General features: G+C 71.5%; 14 protein-coding genes. 9 read left to right on the forward strand and 5 right to left on the reverse strand.

The features are described 5' to 3' along the window. Positions 1–37: 37 nt before the first annotated feature. Entirely contained in the window at positions 38–1675 is a 1638-nt protein-coding gene (gene abc-f, locus ACLQ27_RS23150) for a ribosomal protection-like ABC-F family protein (RefSeq protein WP_425868578.1), read from the reverse strand. A gap of 249 nt (positions 1676–1924) precedes the next feature. Here abc-f and ACLQ27_RS23155 point away from each other — a divergent pair, with 249 nt between their 5' ends. Further along, the gene (locus tag ACLQ27_RS23155; protein WP_425868579.1) at positions 1925–2344 is read left to right on the forward strand and encodes a type II toxin-antitoxin system RelE/ParE family toxin; all 420 of its coding nucleotides are present in this window, start codon (positions 1925–1927) and stop codon (positions 2342–2344) included. After that, on the forward strand, positions 2344–2658 hold the full coding sequence (locus tag ACLQ27_RS23160; protein ID WP_357497571.1) for a transcriptional regulator: 315 nt from the start codon (positions 2344–2346) through the stop codon (positions 2656–2658). Before ACLQ27_RS23155 ends, ACLQ27_RS23160 begins: the two co-directional genes overlap by 1 nt. 152 nt (positions 2659–2810) lie before the next feature. Here the strand turns inward: ACLQ27_RS23160 and ACLQ27_RS23165 are convergent, their stop codons facing one another. Continuing rightward, positions 2811–3506 (reverse strand): response regulator, encoded by a 696-nt coding sequence (locus ACLQ27_RS23165; protein ID WP_357575622.1) that lies wholly within the window; start codon positions 3504–3506, stop codon positions 2811–2813. Next, on the reverse strand, positions 3503–5089 hold the full coding sequence (locus ACLQ27_RS23170) for an ATP-binding protein (protein ID WP_425868582.1): 1587 nt from the start codon (positions 5087–5089) through the stop codon (positions 3503–3505). Before ACLQ27_RS23170 ends, ACLQ27_RS23165 begins: the two co-directional genes overlap by 4 nt. A gap of 83 nt (positions 5090–5172) precedes the next feature. Between ACLQ27_RS23170 and ACLQ27_RS23175 the strand changes: the two genes are divergently transcribed. The 3 genes from ACLQ27_RS23175 to ACLQ27_RS23185 all read left to right on the forward strand — a co-directional run bounded on the left by ACLQ27_RS23175 (position 5173) and on the right by ACLQ27_RS23185 (position 8699). Continuing rightward, positions 5173–6555 carry a cation:dicarboxylate symporter family transporter gene (locus ACLQ27_RS23175; protein WP_425868583.1) on the forward strand — a complete coding sequence of 461 codons (1383 nt, stop codon included), beginning with the start codon at positions 5173–5175 and terminating at the stop codon, positions 6553–6555. 207 nt (positions 6556–6762) lie between these two features. Beyond that, positions 6763–7974, forward strand: coding sequence for a helix-turn-helix domain-containing protein (locus ACLQ27_RS23180; RefSeq protein ID WP_425868585.1), 1212 nt, complete (start codon positions 6763–6765; stop codon positions 7972–7974). A gap of 551 nt (positions 7975–8525) precedes the next feature. After that, positions 8526–8699, forward strand: a complete 174-nt coding sequence (locus ACLQ27_RS23185) for a hypothetical protein (protein WP_357575619.1) — start codon at positions 8526–8528, stop codon at positions 8697–8699. A gap of 14 nt (positions 8700–8713) precedes the next feature. On the opposite strand, the gene ACLQ27_RS23190 is transcribed toward ACLQ27_RS23185, so the two are convergent. After that, positions 8714–9136: a hypothetical protein gene (locus ACLQ27_RS23190; RefSeq protein WP_357497585.1), complete on the reverse strand. Its 423-nt coding sequence runs from the start codon at positions 9134–9136 to the stop codon at positions 8714–8716. A 343-nt stretch (positions 9137–9479) separates the two neighbouring features. Between ACLQ27_RS23190 and ACLQ27_RS23195 the strand changes: the two genes are divergently transcribed. From ACLQ27_RS23195 to ACLQ27_RS23205, 3 genes are all read left to right on the forward strand, one after another. After that, positions 9480–11306 carry an alpha-galactosidase gene (locus tag ACLQ27_RS23195; protein WP_425868587.1) on the forward strand — a complete coding sequence of 609 codons (1827 nt, stop codon included), beginning with the start codon at positions 9480–9482 and terminating at the stop codon, positions 11304–11306. Between the two features lie 118 nt (positions 11307–11424). Beyond that, entirely contained in the window at positions 11425–13596 is a 2172-nt protein-coding gene (locus ACLQ27_RS23200) for an FUSC family protein (protein WP_357497589.1), read from the forward strand. Between the two features lie 124 nt (positions 13597–13720). Next, a complete protein-coding gene (locus ACLQ27_RS23205) occupies positions 13721–14758 on the forward strand; it encodes an aminotransferase class V-fold PLP-dependent enzyme (RefSeq protein WP_357497591.1) in 1038 nt (345 codons plus the stop codon). A 6-nt stretch (positions 14759–14764) separates the two neighbouring features. Here the strand turns inward: ACLQ27_RS23205 and ACLQ27_RS23210 are convergent, their stop codons facing one another. After that, complete coding sequence (locus ACLQ27_RS23210) at positions 14765–15937, reverse strand: acyl-CoA dehydrogenase family protein (RefSeq protein WP_357497593.1); 1173 nt, start codon at positions 15935–15937, stop codon at positions 14765–14767. Positions 15938–16036: 99 nt separating this feature from the next. Here ACLQ27_RS23210 and ACLQ27_RS23215 point away from each other — a divergent pair, with 99 nt between their 5' ends. Continuing rightward, positions 16037–16693, forward strand: a complete 657-nt coding sequence (locus ACLQ27_RS23215; protein WP_357497595.1) for a TetR/AcrR family transcriptional regulator C-terminal domain-containing protein — start codon at positions 16037–16039, stop codon at positions 16691–16693. The last annotated feature ends 21 nt before the right edge of the window (positions 16694–16714 follow it).

Genomic DNA, 16714 nt, shown 5'->3' on the forward strand with positions numbered 1-16714 from the left:
TCGGTCCGGCCGGCAGGCGCCGGCCGGACCGTTGGGCTCAGCCCCGGTCGGGGGCCGCGATCTCGCGCAGCTGGCCGTCGGCCAGCCGCAACCAGCGCTGCACGCCGATCTCGGCGAGGAACCGTTCGTCGTGGCTGACCACCACAAAGGCCCCCTGGTACGCGGTCAGCGCGCTCTCCAGTTGGGCGACGCTGACCAGGTCCAGGTTGTTGGTCGGCTCGTCGAGCAGCAGCAGCTGCGGTGCCGGTTCGGCGCAGAGCACACAGGCGAGGGTGGCGCGCAGCCGCTCGCCGCCCGAGAGCACCCCGACGGGCAGGTTCACCCGCGCGCCCCGGAACAGGAACCGGGCCAGCAGGTTCATCCGCCTGGCGTCCGGCAGGCTCGGCGCGTACGCGGCGAAGTTCTCCGCTACCGTGCGGTCGAGGTCCAGCAGGTCCAGGCGCTGCGACAGGTACGCGATCCGCCCGTCGGCCCGTTTGATCTCGCCGCCGGCCGGTTCGAGATCGCCGTCGACGAGGCGCAGCAGGGTCGACTTGCCGGCGCCGTTCGCCCCGGTGAGCGCGATCCGCTCCGGCCCCCGGATCACCAGGTCGGCGCCGTCGCCGCCGAACAGCTCCCGATCGTCGAAGCGCGCCCGCATCCCGTGGCCGGAGAAGACCGTCCGTCCGGACGGGACTGTGGTGTCCGGCAGGTCGACGGTGATGGTGTCCTCGTCGCGTACCGCCCGACCGGCCTCGTCGAGACGGGCCCTGGCCTCGCCGAGCCGGGCCGAGTGCGTCCCCTGCGCCTTGCCCGCCGACTCCTGCGCGCTGCGCTTGAGCCCACCGGCGACGATCCGGGCCAGACCGGCGTTCTTCAGATTCTTGGAGGCGTTGCTGGCCCGGCGGTCGGCCCGCTCCCGAGCCTGCTGCATCTCCCGCTTCTCCCGCTTGACCTCCTGCTCGGCGTTGCGCAGGTTGCTCTCGGCCACCTCCCGCGCCGCCTGCACCGCCTCGGTGTACGCGGTGAAGTTGCCCCCGTACCAGGTGATCTCGCCTCGTTCCAGCTCGGCGATGCGGTCCATCCGGTCCAGCAGCTCCCGGTCGTGGCTGACCAGCAGCAGGCACCCGGACCAGTCGGACAGCACGTCGTAGAGCTTGTGCCGAGCCGCCAGGTCCAGGTTGTTGGTCGGCTCGTCGAGCAGCAGGACGTCGGGCCGTCGCAGCAGTTGCGCGGCCAGGCCGAGGGAGATCACCTGACCGCCGCTGAGGGTGTGCAGCCGCCGGTCGAGCGCCAGGTCACCCAGGCCGAGGCGGTCGAGTTCGGCGCGGGTGCGCTCCTCGATGTCCCAGTCGTCACCGATGGTGGCGAAGTGCGCCTCGCTGGCGTCGCCGGCCTCGATGGCGTGCAGGGCCGCGATCCGCTCGGCGACGCCGAGCACCTGGGCCACGGTCAGGTCGCCGACCAACGGCAGCGTCTGCGGGAGGTACCCGAGCACGCCGTCAACGGTGGCGCTGCCGCCGCTGGGCGTCAGCTCCCCGGCGATCAGCCGCAGCAGCGTGCTCTTGCCGGCGCCGTTGGGCGCGACCAGCCCGGTGCGACCGCCCGGGACCGTGAAGGACAGCTCCGAGAAGACCGGGGTGTCGTCCGGCCAGGAGAAGGACAGGTTCGAGCAGACGATGTACGCATCAGACATGCGAGTGACCTCAAAGGGTGGGGTGGGCGCGTCCAAGCCGCCCGACGACCAACGGGGACCGGTGAAACGACGTCATGGCCACGGCAGCTGCGTGATTACGCGCCGAGCCGTCGCCGAACATGTCCGGTCTCACCCGGAGATGTCGTCGTCACCCACCATGTCTGGTCTCCCCAGTCGTACCGCTGACCCAACTCCGCAGAGTCTAACAACGGATCTTTCGTCCGCCACCGTAATAGGACGCAGCGCTGGGTGTATAGGCCGGGCTATAGTTGGTCCAAGTCTCATGAGCCGCCACGTCGCTGGGCGATCAGGACGACAACGGATGTCCGCGACTGGTTGCGATCTCTGCGGCAGACCGATCCGGCGACGTACCGGTCGGTCAACGTGGCGATCGACATGCTTGCGGAGGCGGGCCCTGGCCTGGGGCGTCCGCTGGTCGACACCCTCAGAGGTTCGACCGTCAGCAATCTCAAGGAACTCCGACCGCGGTCCGGAAGGGACGTTGCCGTACGGGTGCTGTTCGTCTTCGACCCCTGGTCCCAGGCCGTGCTGCTGGTGGCCGGCAACAAGGCGGGAGATTGGAATCGGTGGTACGAGAAAGCGATCCCGGTCGCTGAGATCGCGTACGAGGGTTGGTTGGCCTTCGAGAGGAAACGGAGGGAGGGCTGATGAGCGACTTCCAGGACTGGGACGACGTTCGGGCTGAGCTGCACGATGGAGACGATGAAGCGCTCGACGCCGAACGTGCCCGCACCGAGGCGTGGATCAGCGCGTTCCATCTCGCCGAAGAGCGGAAGCGGCTGGGCCTGACTCAGCGGCAGGTGGCCGAGCTGATGGGTGTCACGCCCGGTCGAGTCAGCCAGATCGAGAACGGCGACCTGGAGGCCAATGAGGTCGCGACGCTGAGCCGATACGCACGGGCGCTCGGGGCCCGCATGCGGATCATCTTCGACTACGGCGATGACCTCCGCCAGATCGCTTGATCCGGCGGTGGTCTCGCGGTGCCGACCTGCCGACCCGGGAAAATGACCTCAAGCAGGGAAACCACCCCGGGTAGGGCGCCAGCCCTCTGGCCGTGACGGCGAGGAAGGTCAGCGCATAGTTGCGCATCATCCAGTTCGTAGCCGGGGCCTGCTCAGCGGGGGCGGTATTCGACCTCGGGGCGGCCGGGGGTGCCGTAGCGGGGGCTGCGGACCGCGCGGTCGATCGTCACCAGGTATTCGAGGTAGCGCCGGGCGGTCACCCGGGAGATCCCGGTCGCCGCGCTCACCTCGGTCGCCGACAGTCCCGCCTGCGGGCCGGTCCCGTCGGCCAGCGCCCCGCGTACCCGATTGAGGGTCTGCGCGTCCAGGCCCTTGGGCAGGCTGTGCCCGGCGGTGCCGCGCAGGGTGGCGAACATCCGGTCCACGTCGTGCTGGGCGGTCACCTCGCCGTCGGCGAGCGCCTGCGCGCGGTAGTCGGCGTAGCGCTCCAGCTTGTCGCGGAACGCCGCGAACGTGAACGGTTTGAGCAGGTAGTGGGTCACCCCGAGGGACACCGCGGTGCGGACCACCGCCAGGTCCCGCGCGGACGTCACCGCGAGCACGTCGACGCTGCTGCCGGCCGCGCGCAGCGCCCGGCAGACGTCCAGGCCGTGCAGGTCGGGCAGCCGAAAATCCAGGAGTACGAGGTCCACGTCACCGCCGCCACCCGCGCGCAGGGCCGCCATCGCGGCCCGCGCGGTGTGCGCCACCCCGACGACCACGAAACCCGGAACCCGTTCGGTGTACGCGGCGTGCGCCTCGGCCAGCAGCGGCTCGTCCTCGACGACAAGCACCCGGATGTCGGTCATCGCGGTGCACCGCCGACCGGTAGGCGGACCGTGAACAGGCTGCCGCCGTCGTCCGAGCGGCCCACCTCGTAGCGGCCACCGTGGCGGCGGACCACCTGCCCGATCAGCGCCAGACCGAGACCTCGCCCGGTGCTCTTGGTGGACCAGCCGCGCCGGAACGCGTCCGCCACCCGGTCCTCGGCCAGCCCCGGCCCGCTGTCGGCGACCCGGACCATCAGCTCGTCGTCGAGCGCGCCGACGAAGACCCGTACGGTGCGCGGCGCCGGCGTGCCGGCGACCGCCTCCAGGGCGTTGTCGATCAGGTTGCCGACGACGGTGAGCAGGTCGTTGGTCGGTAGCGGGCTGTCGTCGAGGCGGCAGTCCGGCTCGATGACGAGGTCCACGCCGCGCTCGCCGGCCTGGGCGGACTTGCCGAGCAGCAGCGCGGCCAGGGCCGGCTCGGTGACCGCGTCGACCACCCGGTCGGTGAGCTGCTGCGCGAGGGCCAGGTCCCGGGTGCCGAGCCGGACCGCCTCGTCGGCGCGGCCCAGCTCCACAAGGGTGAGGACGGTGTGCAGGCGGTTGGCCGACTCGTGGGTCTGCGCCTGCAACGCCTCGGTCAGCGCGCGGACCGAGTCCAGCTCGCTGGCGAGCGTGCGCAGCTCGGTCTGGTCGCGCAGGGTCAGTACGGTGCCGAGCGCCGCGCCCTCGAAGCGGGCGGTCCGCTGGTTGGCCACCAGCACCCGGTCGCCGGCCAGCATGGGCTCGTCGAGGGCGTCGCGCCCGGAGTCGAGCAGCTCGGCCACGGCGGGCGGCAGGTCGATCCCGACCACCGGCTGGTCGGTGACCGGTTCGTCGGCGGCGAGACCGAGCAACCGGCGGCCCTCGTCGTTGATCAGCGCCACCCGCCGATCGGTGGTCAGCACCACGAGGCCCTCGCGCACCGAGTGCAGGACCGCGTCGTAGTACTCGTACATCCGGGTCATCTGCGCCGGTCCCAGGCCGTGGGTCTGGCGGCGCAGCCGACGGCTGAGCAGCCACGACCCGGTCGCCGCGAGCGCGAGCGCCGGCGCGGCGACGCCGAGCAGCACGGGGAGCTGGCGCAGCAGTTTGCGGTTGATGGCCCGGGTGGTGATACCCACCGAGACCAGGCCGACGATGCGCCGCTGCTCGTCGTACACCGGCACCACCGCGCGCACCGACTCGCCGAGCGTCCCGACGTTCGTGGTGGTGAACGGGTGACCCGCCAGGGCGGGCCCGATGTCGCCGACGAACGGCTCGCCGATGAGCTCCCGGGTCGGGTGCGAGAAACGGGTGCGGTCGGGGGCCATCACGACAACGAAGTCGGTGCCCGTGGCCTTGCGGGTCGATTCGGCGTACGGCTGCAGGATGCTGGCCGGGTCGGCGGTCGTGAGGGCCGCGCGGACGTCGGGGGAGCCGGCCACGGTCTGCGCCACGGCGAGCACCTCCTCCTGCGCGGCCTGGCGGGAGTCGACGCGGGCCAGCCAGACGGCGCCCGCCGCGCCGGCCAGCACGAGCAGCGTCACCACCACCGCCTGGAGGGCGAACAGCTGCCCCGCGATGCTCCACTGCCGTCGGGCCACCTCCATCACCTCCGTGTGGTTTTCGCGGTGAACAGAATGACCGCAAGGATGTCAACGGGTGAGACGCGCTTCACATTGTCGACATGGACACCACCGCATCCACCACCACGGCGGAGCCGTCGGCCCGCCGGGACCGTACCCGTTACCTGTACCTGGCCGTCATCGTGGCCGTGCTCGCCGGCATCGTGGTCGGCCTGGTCGCCCCCGATTTCGGCAAGGAACTCAAGCCGATCGGCACGGGCTTCGTCAACCTGATCAAGATGATGATCAGCCCGGTCATCTTCTGCACGATCGTGCTGGGCGTCGGCTCCGTCCGGCAGGCCGCGAAGGTCGGCAAGGTCGGCGGCCTGGCGCTGGGCTACTTCCTGACCATGTCGACCGTCGCGCTCGCCATCGGTCTGGTCGTCGGCAACCTCATCCACCCCGGCTCCGGCCTGGACCTCGGCCAGGACCTCGCAGGCGCGGGCAAGGCCGCCGCCGGAGACGAGGCCGGCGGTACGACGGAGTTCCTGCTCGGGATCATCCCGACCACGCTCTTCTCCGCGCTCACCGAGGGGGAGGTGCTCCAGACGCTGCTGGTGGCCCTGCTCGTCGGCTTCGCCGTGCAGGCGATGGGCCGGCGGGGTGAGCCTGTGCTCGGCGCGATCGCCGTCATCCAGCGGGTCGTCTTCAAGGTCCTTGCCATGATCATGTGGCTGGCGCCGGTCGGCGCGTTCGGCGCGATGGCCGCCGTCGTCGGCGCGACAGGCGTGGACGCCCTCAAGAGCCTCGCCCAGATCATGCTCGGCTTCTACGCCACCTGTCTGATCTTCGTGCTGGTCGTCCTGGGCGCGCTGCTGTGGTTCGTGGCCCGGATCTCGATCTTCTCGCTGCTGCGGTACCTGGGCCGGGAGTTCCTGCTGATCCTGTCGACGTCCTCGTCGGAGTCGGCGCTGCCGCGGCTGATCGCCAAGATGGAGCACTTCGGCGTGAGCAAGCCGGTCGTGGGCATCACGGTGCCGACCGGGTACTCGTTCAACCTCGACGGCACGGCGATCTACCTGACGATGGCGTCGCTGTTCATCGCCGACGCGCTCGGCAACCCGCTCTCCATCGGCGAGCAGATCTCGCTGCTGCTGTTCATGATCATCGCATCGAAGGGCGCGGCGGGCGTCACCGGCGCGGGCATCGCGACCCTGGCCGGCGGGCTCCAGTCGCACCGCCCGGACCTGGTGGACGGCGTCGGCCTGATCGTGGGCATCGACCGGTTCATGTCGGAAGCCCGTGCGCTGACCAACTTCGCCGGCAACGCGGTGGCGACAGTCCTGGTGGGCACCTGGACCGGCGAGTTCGACCGGGACCGGGCGGCCGGAGTGCTGCGCGGCGACGACCCGTTCGACGAGGCCACGATGCTCGACGACCACGACGAGGACGAGTCGATCGCGCGCCCCGACGAGGCGTCCGCGCCGGCCAGCGTCCCGGCCTGACCCGTTCGCGCCTTGATCGACACGGTTTCGGCGAAACCGGGGTATCCGAACGCGTCGGACCCCCCGATTTCGCTGAACTCGTGTCGATCAACGCCGAGAGGCGCCGGTCGACGCGTGTGAGGGTTACCGGGCGGCGAGCCTGTCGGTAGCGTGGAGCGTGGCGGCGGATGGGCCGGTACGGCGTCCCGCGCCACGAGGAGGTTCGGGATGGATTCCCTGCCGGAGCTGACGTTCGGTCAGCGGCTGAAGGTCTACCGCGAGCGTTCGGGCAAGACTCGTGCCGTGCTCGGTGGCCTGGTTGGGCGTAGCGCCGAGTGGGTGAAGGCGGTGGAGACCGACCGCATTCTGCCGCCGCGTGTGCACATGCTGGACCGCATCGCGCGTGCCCTCAAGGTCGACCTGTCGGCCCTGGTCGGGGAGTTGAGCAACCGTTCCGCCGTCGTGAACGGGCCGGAGCATCCGGCGCTCGCCTCGGTCCGGGACGCGGTGAACCGCTGCACGTCCTCCGGCGACGACGTGCCGGAGCCGTTAGGTTGCATCGAGGACCGCCTGGCAGCCGCGTGGCGGGCACGCCATCAGGCGTCGGACCATCGGACAGTGCTGGGCACCCTCCTGCCCGACCTGCTTCGGGACGCCCAACGCGCGGCGTTGACGTACGAGGGTGCCGAACGTCGACGCGCCCAGGCGCTCCTGGCCGAGGCGCTCGGGCTCGCGCAGATGTTCCTCGCCTACCAGCCAGCCGCCGAGATCCTGTGGCGTGTCGCTGACCGTGCCATGGTGGCCGCGCAGGAGTCCGGGGATCTTGAGGCGTTGGCCTGCGCGGGGTGGTTCCTGTGTCAGGTGCACCGCGACGCCGGTGACTGGGACACCGCCATGGCGGTGACGCTCGACGTCCTCTCGGCAGTGGAGCCGCGCGCGGCGGATGGGACCACCAACCTCCTTGCCCTCGTCGGAGCGCTCCGCTTCGAAGCTGCCTACACCGCCGCGAGGGCGGGTGAGGAAGGCCGGGCCTGGCAGTACTGGGACCGCGCCGATCGCATCGCGCAGCGCCTGCCGCAAGGCTTCTATCAACCGCAGACGTCGTTCTCCCGCGTCATCATGGGTGCCCACGCCGTCACCGTGGCCGTCGAGTTGCAGAAGTCCGGCGAAGCGGTGCGACAGGCACGTCGCCATGATGCGGCGGCCATCCCGTCGCGGCCACGCCGCGCGCGACACCTCATCGAGGTCGCTCGCGCTCACTACGGCAAGGACGACGGTGAAACCGCCATGGTGAGCCTTCGCCAGGCGTACGAGTCCGCTCCGGAGACGATCCGCTTCAACGGCTACGCCCGACAGATCACCCTGGATCTGCTCAACGGGTCGCCAGCCACCCGCAAGGACGCCCGAGATCTCGCACTGAAGGTCGGCCTCGTCTCTTGATCTAGGGGTACGAACCCTACCCATGTGACGCCACGACCGTCCGTAACGTCCCCATCACGGGATGCGGCGGGCGGTGCGGACTCGCCTGGCCGCCGCGTCCCCCTCAAACTCAGGGGTGCCTGGCCACCCCGCGATGACGGGGAGGGCGCGCGTGCGACGCGTCTCGTACGACGAATATCTCTCGGCGGTCGCCCTGACCCTGGCCCGCAGGCATCGGCCCGTCTGGTCCTGGCGGCACTGGCGACGCATCTGCCGTTGCGGAACCGACCTGCCGTGCCGAAGCCGTCATCGCCTCCCGATCAACCGCGACCACTGGCCCAGCCAGGGTACGTCGTGACGACCGTCCACCAGCCGGTCGCACCACTTTGGAGCTGCGGGTGGTGTGGCGCCGACTGGCCCTGCGGGCCGGGGCGGCGGGAGTTGCTGACCGAGTACGACGGATGTCGCCTGTCCCTGACCGTCTACCTGGCCGTACAACTCGTCGTTGCTACGCACCACCTGGCCGACGTTCCCGCCAGACGCCTGCACCACCGATTCCTCGGCTGGGTGCGGTGAGCATCCTTCGGCCCGGAGACGAGAAGTACCACTACAGCGACGGGTCGCACAGGTGGATCCCGCCCGATCCCGGCTACGACCAGGCGGTCTGGGACGAGCAGGTCCGCCAGCACAAGCAGGGCCACCTGCGCAACGAGCGCCCGAAGGTCCGCATCCGACGGCTCGTGTGACGCGTCGATGCGCGTCAGCTCGTTGCTCCCAGGGCCGCCGTGCAGAACTCGGCTGGTGGCAGGTATTCGTGGGCGGCGACGTAGTGGAGCAGGAGCTGGGGTGCGGCGTACACGACGCCGTCGCCCCGGACCTCGAATTCGGCGCTCTCGCGGGCGATCACGCCCTGCCGGATGGCTTCCCTGGCGTCCCCGCCCAGGTCCCGGATGCAGATTTCGCAGTAGTGGTACCCGCGTGTCTGGCGGACCCGCGCCTTGGCCAGTGCCGTCAGGGCGGGCATCAACCAGTCCGGGGCAGCGCCGGTCGGGTACGGATGCGCGGCATCCAGCCAACCGACGTTGAGCCGCGGCAGGTCTGGCCACGGCTCGTCGGCTGCCCCTGGCTCGTCCTCGTGCCGCTCCAGGTACGTGTACGGCGTCAGGTCCGCGAAGTAGGTCACGCGCCATACGTACCATCGGCATGCCTGGATCGGGTCGGCGACCCGTCGGGATCGGTTGCGGTTGCGCCGGTCGTGTCGTGACAGTGACCTGCTCCCACTGGCTGGGGCGGTGGGCGCCGCCGGCGGTCACCGTCGGTCATCCCCGGTGGGGGGATTCGGTAGTGAGCGGTATACCGCAGAGTCATATTCATACCTCTGCGGTATACCGCTCACCAGCACGTCGACATGGCGTGCAGCCGACGCGGTAGTCCCTTGATCAAGGCCGTCAGGTGTTCTCGGCGGACTTGACAGGTAATGTGTGAGCGTTAACATCGACAACCACCACTGTCTGTCGGGAGGTCCGATGACGCTCGTCCTCGCGCGTTCCACCACTTGGCGGATGGCCGGGCTCACGGCCCTGGTCGTGCTGGTCGCCGTCGGCCTCACCGTCATCTCCCCGAAGCCCGCCGTGGCGTGGGACAACGGCACGGCGAACACCCCGCCGATGGGCTGGAACAGCTACGACTCGTTCAACTGGAGCGTCACCGAGGCGGACGTGCGGGCCAACGCCGACTACATGCGCGACAACCTGCGCCAGCACGGCTGGCAGTACGTCGTCATCGACTGGGCCTGGTACTACCCGGGGCAGCACAACAACAGCCCCAACCAGGACTCCAACCTCAATCCCCGGCTGCGGATGGACGCCAACGGACGGCTGCTGCCGGACACCACCCGGTTTCCCTCGGCGGCGGGCGGCAACGGGTTCAAGCCTCTCGCCGACTACGTGCACGACCAGGGACTGAAGTTCGGCGTCCACTTGATGCGCGGCATCCCTCGGCAGGCGGTCGCGGACAACGTGCCCATCCTCGGCACCACCTGCCGCGCCAACCAGATCAACAACAGCACCACCGCGGCCTGGCTCAACCTGATGTGGGGTCTGAACATGTCCAACGCCTGCGCGCAGGCGTACCTCGACTCGGTCTTCCAGCTCCTGGCCAGCTGGGGTGTCGACTACGTGAAGGTGGACGACATCGCGGCCCCGACGTACCGGCAGGCCGAGGTCGAGGGCTACCGGACGGCGATCCAGCACAGCGGACGGCCGATGGTGCTGAGCCTCTCGCCCGGCGCGACACCGCTGGCCAGTGGCGGCCACGTCCGGGACAACGCGCACATGTGGCGCATCGTCAACGACCTGTGGGACAACTGGTCGTCGCTCGACGCGCTGTTCGACCAGCTGCGCAACTGGACGCCGTACCGGACGACAGGCGCCTGGCCCGACCCGGACATGATCCCGATCGGGCGGCTGTCGAAGTACGGCCCGGTTGGCGCCCCCCGCTACTCCGGGCTCACCGCCGACGAGCAGCGCACGCTGATGACCCTGTGGGCGATCAACCGGGCGCCGCTGATGTGGGGCGGCAACCTGGTCGAGAACCGTGCCGCCGAGCTGGCGTTGATGACCAACGCGGCGGTGCTCGCCGTCGACCAGAACAGCGCCAACAACCGGCAGCTCGTCGGCGGCACCCGGCAGGTGTGGACCGCCGACGTTCCGGGCACCGACCACCGGTACGTGGCGCTGTTCAACCGCGAGAGCGCGACCGCCAACGTCTCGGTGAACCTGGCCGATCTGGGCATCGGCTCGGCCACCGTCACCGACCTGTGGACCGGCGCCGGTCTCGGCACCGTCACCGGCACCCTCACCCGCTCCATCCCCGCCCACGGCAGCGGCCTGTACCGCGTGGCACCGCTGACCACCGCCCCCACGCCGACCACCTACACGGTGGCCGCGCGGCACAGCGGCAAGCTCCTGGACGTCTTCAACGCGTCCACCGCCGACGGCGCGAACGTCGTCCAGTGGGGCGCGAACGGGCAGGCCAACCAGCGGTGGCGGTTCTCCGACGCCGGCGGCGGCTACGCGACGGTGACAAGCGTCAGCAGCGGCAAGTGTCTCGACGTGTACGGCGGCGCGGGTGCGACAGCCGACGGCGTCCGCGTGATCCAGTGGACCTGCAACGGCGGCACCAACCAGCAGTGGCGTGTCGAGGACCTCGGAACCGGCTACGTCAGGCTCGTGGCCCGCCACAGCGGGAAGTGCCTCGACGTGCTGAACGCCGCCACCGCGGATGGTGCCCAGGCCGTGCAGTGGACGTGCGGCACCGGCGCCAGCCAGCAATGGCGACGCACCGCCGTGTAGCGCTGTCGGCTGGCGGCCCTCGCAGCGGTGATGAAGTCGCGAAACGCGCCGCCCCCGGGCGGCCCGGAGAACAATGGTGGGTCGGGAAGGGGTGCCGCGACGAACCGGGGGAGCAGGCGTGCTCGCAACCAGCCTCCTTGGCCGGCTGCGCCGCCGTGACCCGGGCGACGCCGTCCTGCGGCGCGCGGTGCGCCTGACGCTCATCGCGTCAGTCGTCTTCTACGCCTGCCGGTACGGGGCGGGCAGCCCGGTGCTCGCCACGTACGGGCTGTTCGGCACGATCGCCGCCGGGTCGTTCGCGCAGTTGCCCGGTCCGGCGGCGCAGCGGGCGCGGATCCTCGTCATGTCGCTGCCGGCGGTCTGGGCGCTGATCGCGGCCGGCACGCTGTTGGCGTGGAGCACGTGGGCGGCGGCCGGCGGGATGCTTGTCATCGGGTTCGTCGTGGCGTTCGCGGGGGTCGGTAATCCGCGCCTGGTGGGTCTGGCCAGCGCGTTCCAGCTCTTCTACATCCTGGCGTCCTTTCCGCCGTACCAACCGGACACCCTGCCGCAGCGCCTGGGCGGGGTCACGCTCGCGGTCCTGCTGCTCGCCGCGGCCGAGGTGCTGCTCTGGCCCGATCCGGTGCCGGTCACCTTCCGGCAGATGCTCACCCGGGCGGCCGACGGTGTCGGGGCGTTCCTCGACGACGCCGCCGACGCGCTGACCGACCCGCACGCCGGTCCCGGTGGTCGGGACCGCCGGCGTGCACGGGCGTACGACCTGGTGGCCCCGCTCGGTCTGGGCCGCAACCCGCCGGAGCGGGCGCCGACGGCGGCGGGCGCCCAGGACCGGGCGCTGCGGATCTCGGCGACCGCGCTGCGGGAGGTGCTCGTCGAGGCGGACCGGCTCGCGGGGGACGCCCCGCCGGAGCCGATCGGGGATCTGGCGGCGGCGCGGCTGCTGCGCACCTGCGCCGACACGATCCGGGCCGCCGGCCGGAGCCTGTCGCCGGGTGCGCCGCCGGTCGACCTCACCGGTCTGGACGTCGCGATCCGCGCGGCCGAGGCCGCGTACCCGGTCGGACGAGGCGGTGGCGCCGACGCGCCGGACGTACCCCGGATGTGCCGGGACGCGACGGCGCTGGCCCTCGCCGACCACGTGCGGGTCTTCGCCGTCGGCGCCCGGGTCGCCGTCGGGGCCCGGCCCGCCGGGGGCGAGGCGTACCCCAAGCTCTTCGAGTACGCGCGACACAGCCCGTGGACGCTGTACTGGTGGCAGTTCCGCTCCCACCTGGCCCCCCGCTCGGCCCACCTGCACAGCGCACTGCGGCTGGCCGTGGCGCTGTCGGTCGCCCGGGTGGCCGCCGGGGTGTTGCAGCTCAACCACGGTTTCTGGGTGCTCCTGGCAACTCTCACGGTCCTGCGGACCTCGGCCGCCGACACCCGCACCGCCCTGCGGCCCGCCGTGTTCGGCACGATCGCGGGCGTCGTCGTCAGCGGCCTGCTGGTGCTGCTCATCGAGCAGCCCATCGTGTACGCCGTCGTGCTGCCGGTCACGCTGCTGCTGGCGTTCGGTGTCGGTCGCCTGTTGGGCCCGGTGTGGCAGCAGGCGCTGTTCACCCTGCTGCTGACGGTCGTGTTCAGCCAGCTCAGCCCCGAGGGCTGGCGGCTCGCCGAGGCGCGGCTTGTCGACGTCGGGCTCGGCGCGGTGATCGGTGTGCTCGCCGGCGTCGCCATGTGGCCGCGCGGCGCGAGCCACGACCTGCGCCACAACGCCGCGCGTTACCTGACGGCCAGCGGGGACGCGGTCGAGCGGACCGTGGAGGCGGTGCTCGGCAATGCGCCGCCGCCCGAGGACGACCTCGATCGGGTCCGCCAGCGGATGGTCCTGGTCGACTCGTCCTACTGCCAGTACCACTCGGAGCGCCACGACCCGCGGCGCGCACGCGTGGACTGGGACGCCGCCCTGGGCGCCGGGCAGCACGTGGTGCCCGGCGCCGAGTCGCTGCTGCGCCGCAACCCGCCCGGCTGCCTCGCCGGCTGGCCGGCGGCGGCGGTGCTGCTGCGGGACGCGGCCGGGCACCTGCGGTCGGCGTACGACGAACTGGCCGGCGAGGTGGCGCAGGGCCGCGCCGCGGGTCCGGTGCCGACCCCGGGCGACTGTGTCGACGAGGTGGACCGGGTCCGTCCGCTGCTCGGCACGGCCGACGCCTCGGCGGTGCGGCACCTGGTGGAGGTCGACCGATGGCTGGCCGGCCTCGCCGACAGCCTCATCCGGATCCACCCACCGGGCGCGGATCAGCGTCGGTGACGTCGCTCCGGGTGGCGAGCGCCGGGTGCCGGGCACAGCCCGCAGATCCCCGCCGGGCGCCCACAGGCCGCAGGACTCCGATTGGCCGTGCCCCTGCGTGACGAGCCCGTCTAACGTCGCCGGCATGGAGATCGCGCAGGCACAGCAGTTGTGGAAGCCGGAGCCCGGCTGGTTGAACACGGCCTCCTACGGGTTGCCGCCCGAGCCGGCCTGGACGGCGTTGCAGGACGCCCTGGCCGCCTGGCGGGTGGGCAGCACGTCGTGGGAGGGCTGGGGCGAGTCGGTGCAGCGCTCCCGCAGCGCGTTCGCCGGCCTGATCGGCGTGCCGGCCACCGACGTGGCGGTCGGCGCGACAGTCTCCCAGATGCTCGCGCCGGTGGCGGCGTCCCTGCCGGCCGGCGCCACAGTTGTCGTTCCGGAGGAAGAGTTCACCTCGAACCTGTTTCCCTGGCTGGTGCAGGAGGAGCGCGGTGTCACGGTCCGCACGGTGCCGGCGGACCGGCTGGTCGACGCGATCGACGCCGACACCTACCTCGTCGCGTTCAGCCTGGTGCAGTCGGCCGACGGCTCCGTCGCCGCGTACGACGAGATCGTGGCCGCGGCCCGCGCGCACGACGCGCTGGTGGTGGTGGACGCGACCCAGGCGTGCGGATGGCTGCCGTTCGACGGCAGCCGGGCCGACGTGGTGTCGGTCGGCGGCTACAAGTGGCTGATGAACCCGCGCGGCACCGCGTACACCTATCTCGCCCCCGCGCTGCGCGAGCGGCTGCGCCCGGACGCGGCCGGTTGGTACGCGGGCCGCGACCCGTACGCCTCCTACTACGGCCCGCCGCTGCGGCTGGCCGATGACGCCCGCCGGTTCGACATCTCTCCGGCCTGGTTCAGCTGGGTCGGCGCCGCGCCGGCGATGGAGCTGATCGCCGAGATCGGCGTGCCGGCGATCCAGGAGCACGACGTGGCGCTGGCCAACCGGTTCCTGACCGGCCTGGGCCGGCCACCGGGGGACAGCGCCATCGTCGCCGTCGACGTGGCCGGCGCGGAGCAGCGTCTCGCGGCGGCCGGCATCCGGGCGGCGGTGCGCGCCGGGCGGGTCCGCGCCTCGTTCCACCTCTACTCCACAGAGGCCGATGTGGACGCCGCCCTGGAGGCGCTGGCGGGGTGACGCGGCTCAGGCCAGGTGGCCGCCGATCTTCGTGTACCCGCGCAGCAGGTCACGGGAGATGATCAGCCGCTGCATCTCGTCGGTGCCCTCGAAGATGCGGTAGAGCCGGACCTGCCGGTACCAGCGTTCGATGGGCAGCTCCCGGGTGTAGCCCATGCCGCCGTGGATCTGGAGCACCCGGTCGACGACCCGGTTGACCATCCCGGCGCCGTAGAGCTTGCCCATCGACGAGGCGTGCCGGGGGTCCAGGCCCTGATCGACGGTCCACGCCGAGCGCAGCACCAGCCAGCGGGCCGCCTCCAGCTCGGTCTCCGAGTCGGCGATCATCCACTGGATGGCCTGGTTGGTGCCGATCTTCGCGCCGAACGTCTCGCGGGTGTTGGCGTGGTCGATCGCCATCTGCAGCACCCGCTCGGCGATGCCGATGGCGTGCGACGGGATGGTGTAGCGGCCCTTGCCGATCCACTCCATGCCGAGCGTGAAGCCCTGCCCGATCTCGCCGAGGATGTTGCGGTGCGGCACGCGTACGCCGTCGAAGATCAGCGACGCGGGCCCGCCCTCGCCCATGGTCTGGATGAACTCCGAGCGCCAGCCCATCGACCGGTCCACCAGGAACGCTGTCGCGCCGCCGTTGCGGGCGCCCTTCTCCCGGTCGGTCACCGCGACGACGATGGCGAAGTCGGCGTCGTGGCCGCCGGTGATGAAGGTCTTCTCGCCGTCGAGGATCCAGTCGTCGCCGTCGCGGCGCGCGGAGAGCCGGATGTTGGCGGCGTCCGAGCCGGCGCCCGGTTCGGTGATCGCGAAGCAGGACCGCCGCTCACCCTCGATCGTCGGGATGAGGAATTCCTGCTTCTGCTCCTCGGTGGCGTGGAACAGGATGTTGTCCGCCTCGCCGCCGAAGCGGAACGGCACGAACGTGTGGCCCAGCTCCGTCCAGATCAACGACTGCAGAACGGCCGGCAGGTTCATCCCGCCGTACTCCTCGGGGGTCGCCAGGCCCCAGAAGCCGAACTTGCGCGCCTTGAGTTGCAGCTCGCGCACCTCGGAGTGGTCCAGGCCCGGCTGGTGCGCCCGCTCGCGGCGCAGCACCTCCGCCTCCAGGGGCATCACCTCGCGGCGGATGAACGACCGGACGGTGTCCCGCACCGCCCGCTCCTCGTCGGTGAGCGAAAAGTCCACGGTGGTCCTCCTGGCGTCGGCGCGGCCGGTCACCCCTAAACTAGCGGTGTAAGTTTTGATGCGTCCAGACCCCTGTGCCGCCGACTCGCGAGGAGCGCAGTGCCCCGACCCCGCCAGCCCCGGCTCACCCGGCAGCTGATCGTCGACACCGCCACGGCGCTCATCGACGCCGAGGGTCTGCCCGCGCTCTCCACCCGTCGACTCGCCGCCGCGCTGGGCGTGCAGGGCCCGTCGCTGTACAACCACTTCGCCACCAAGGACGAGATCCTCGACGCGGTCGCCGACGCGGTCACCGGCGCCGTCGACACCAGCGGCTTCACCGGCCGGGACTGGGCCGGCGCGCTGCGCGACTGGGCCTGGTCGTACCGGCGGGCGCTCACCGCGCACCCGAACATCGTGCCGTACCTCGCGCAGGGTCCGGGCCGCCGGCCGGCCGCCCTCGCCATGGCCGACGCGGTCTACGGCGGCCTGGTCCGCGCCGGGTGGCCACCGGCCCGCGCCACCCACATCGGCGCGGCGCTGCGCTACTTCGTGGCCGGCTCGGCGCTCGGCTCGTTCGCCCGCGGCTTCGTCGAGGACCCCGAGCTGTACGCCGCGCACTACCCGCACCTGCGTCAGGCGCACCGGCTCGCCGAGCACCAGCAGAGCGTGGACGAGGGCGCCTTCGCCCTCGGCCTGGACGCGCTGCTGCACGGGCTGGCCGCCGAGTACGCCCGCACCGTCGGGGCGGTGGAGTCCGGGCGGCCCAGCGGGTAGCGTCCAAACTCCCAGCGCTAG

The sequence above is a fragment of the Micromonospora sp. DT63 genome (assembly GCF_049841615.1).
GTDB lineage: Bacteria > Actinomycetota > Actinomycetes > Mycobacteriales > Micromonosporaceae > Micromonospora.

Coding starts and splice junctions, on each gene's coding strand:
- ACLQ27_RS23165 (WP_357575622.1), bottom strand. CDS start 3,506: ATGACCGACATCCGGGTGCTTGTCGTCGAGGACGAGCCGCTGCTGGCC.
- ACLQ27_RS23160 (WP_357497571.1), top strand. CDS start 2,344: ATGAGCGACTTCCAGGACTGGGACGACGTTCGGGCTGAGCTGCACGAT.
- ACLQ27_RS23180 (WP_425868585.1), top strand. CDS start 6,763: ATGGATTCCCTGCCGGAGCTGACGTTCGGTCAGCGGCTGAAGGTCTAC.
- ACLQ27_RS23195 (WP_425868587.1), top strand. CDS start 9,480: ATGACGCTCGTCCTCGCGCGTTCCACCACTTGGCGGATGGCCGGGCTC.
- ACLQ27_RS23205 (WP_357497591.1), top strand. CDS start 13,721: ATGGAGATCGCGCAGGCACAGCAGTTGTGGAAGCCGGAGCCCGGCTGG.
- ACLQ27_RS23175 (WP_425868583.1), top strand. CDS start 5,173: ATGGACACCACCGCATCCACCACCACGGCGGAGCCGTCGGCCCGCCGG.
- abc-f (WP_425868578.1), bottom strand. CDS start 1,675: ATGTCTGATGCGTACATCGTCTGCTCGAACCTGTCCTTCTCCTGGCCG.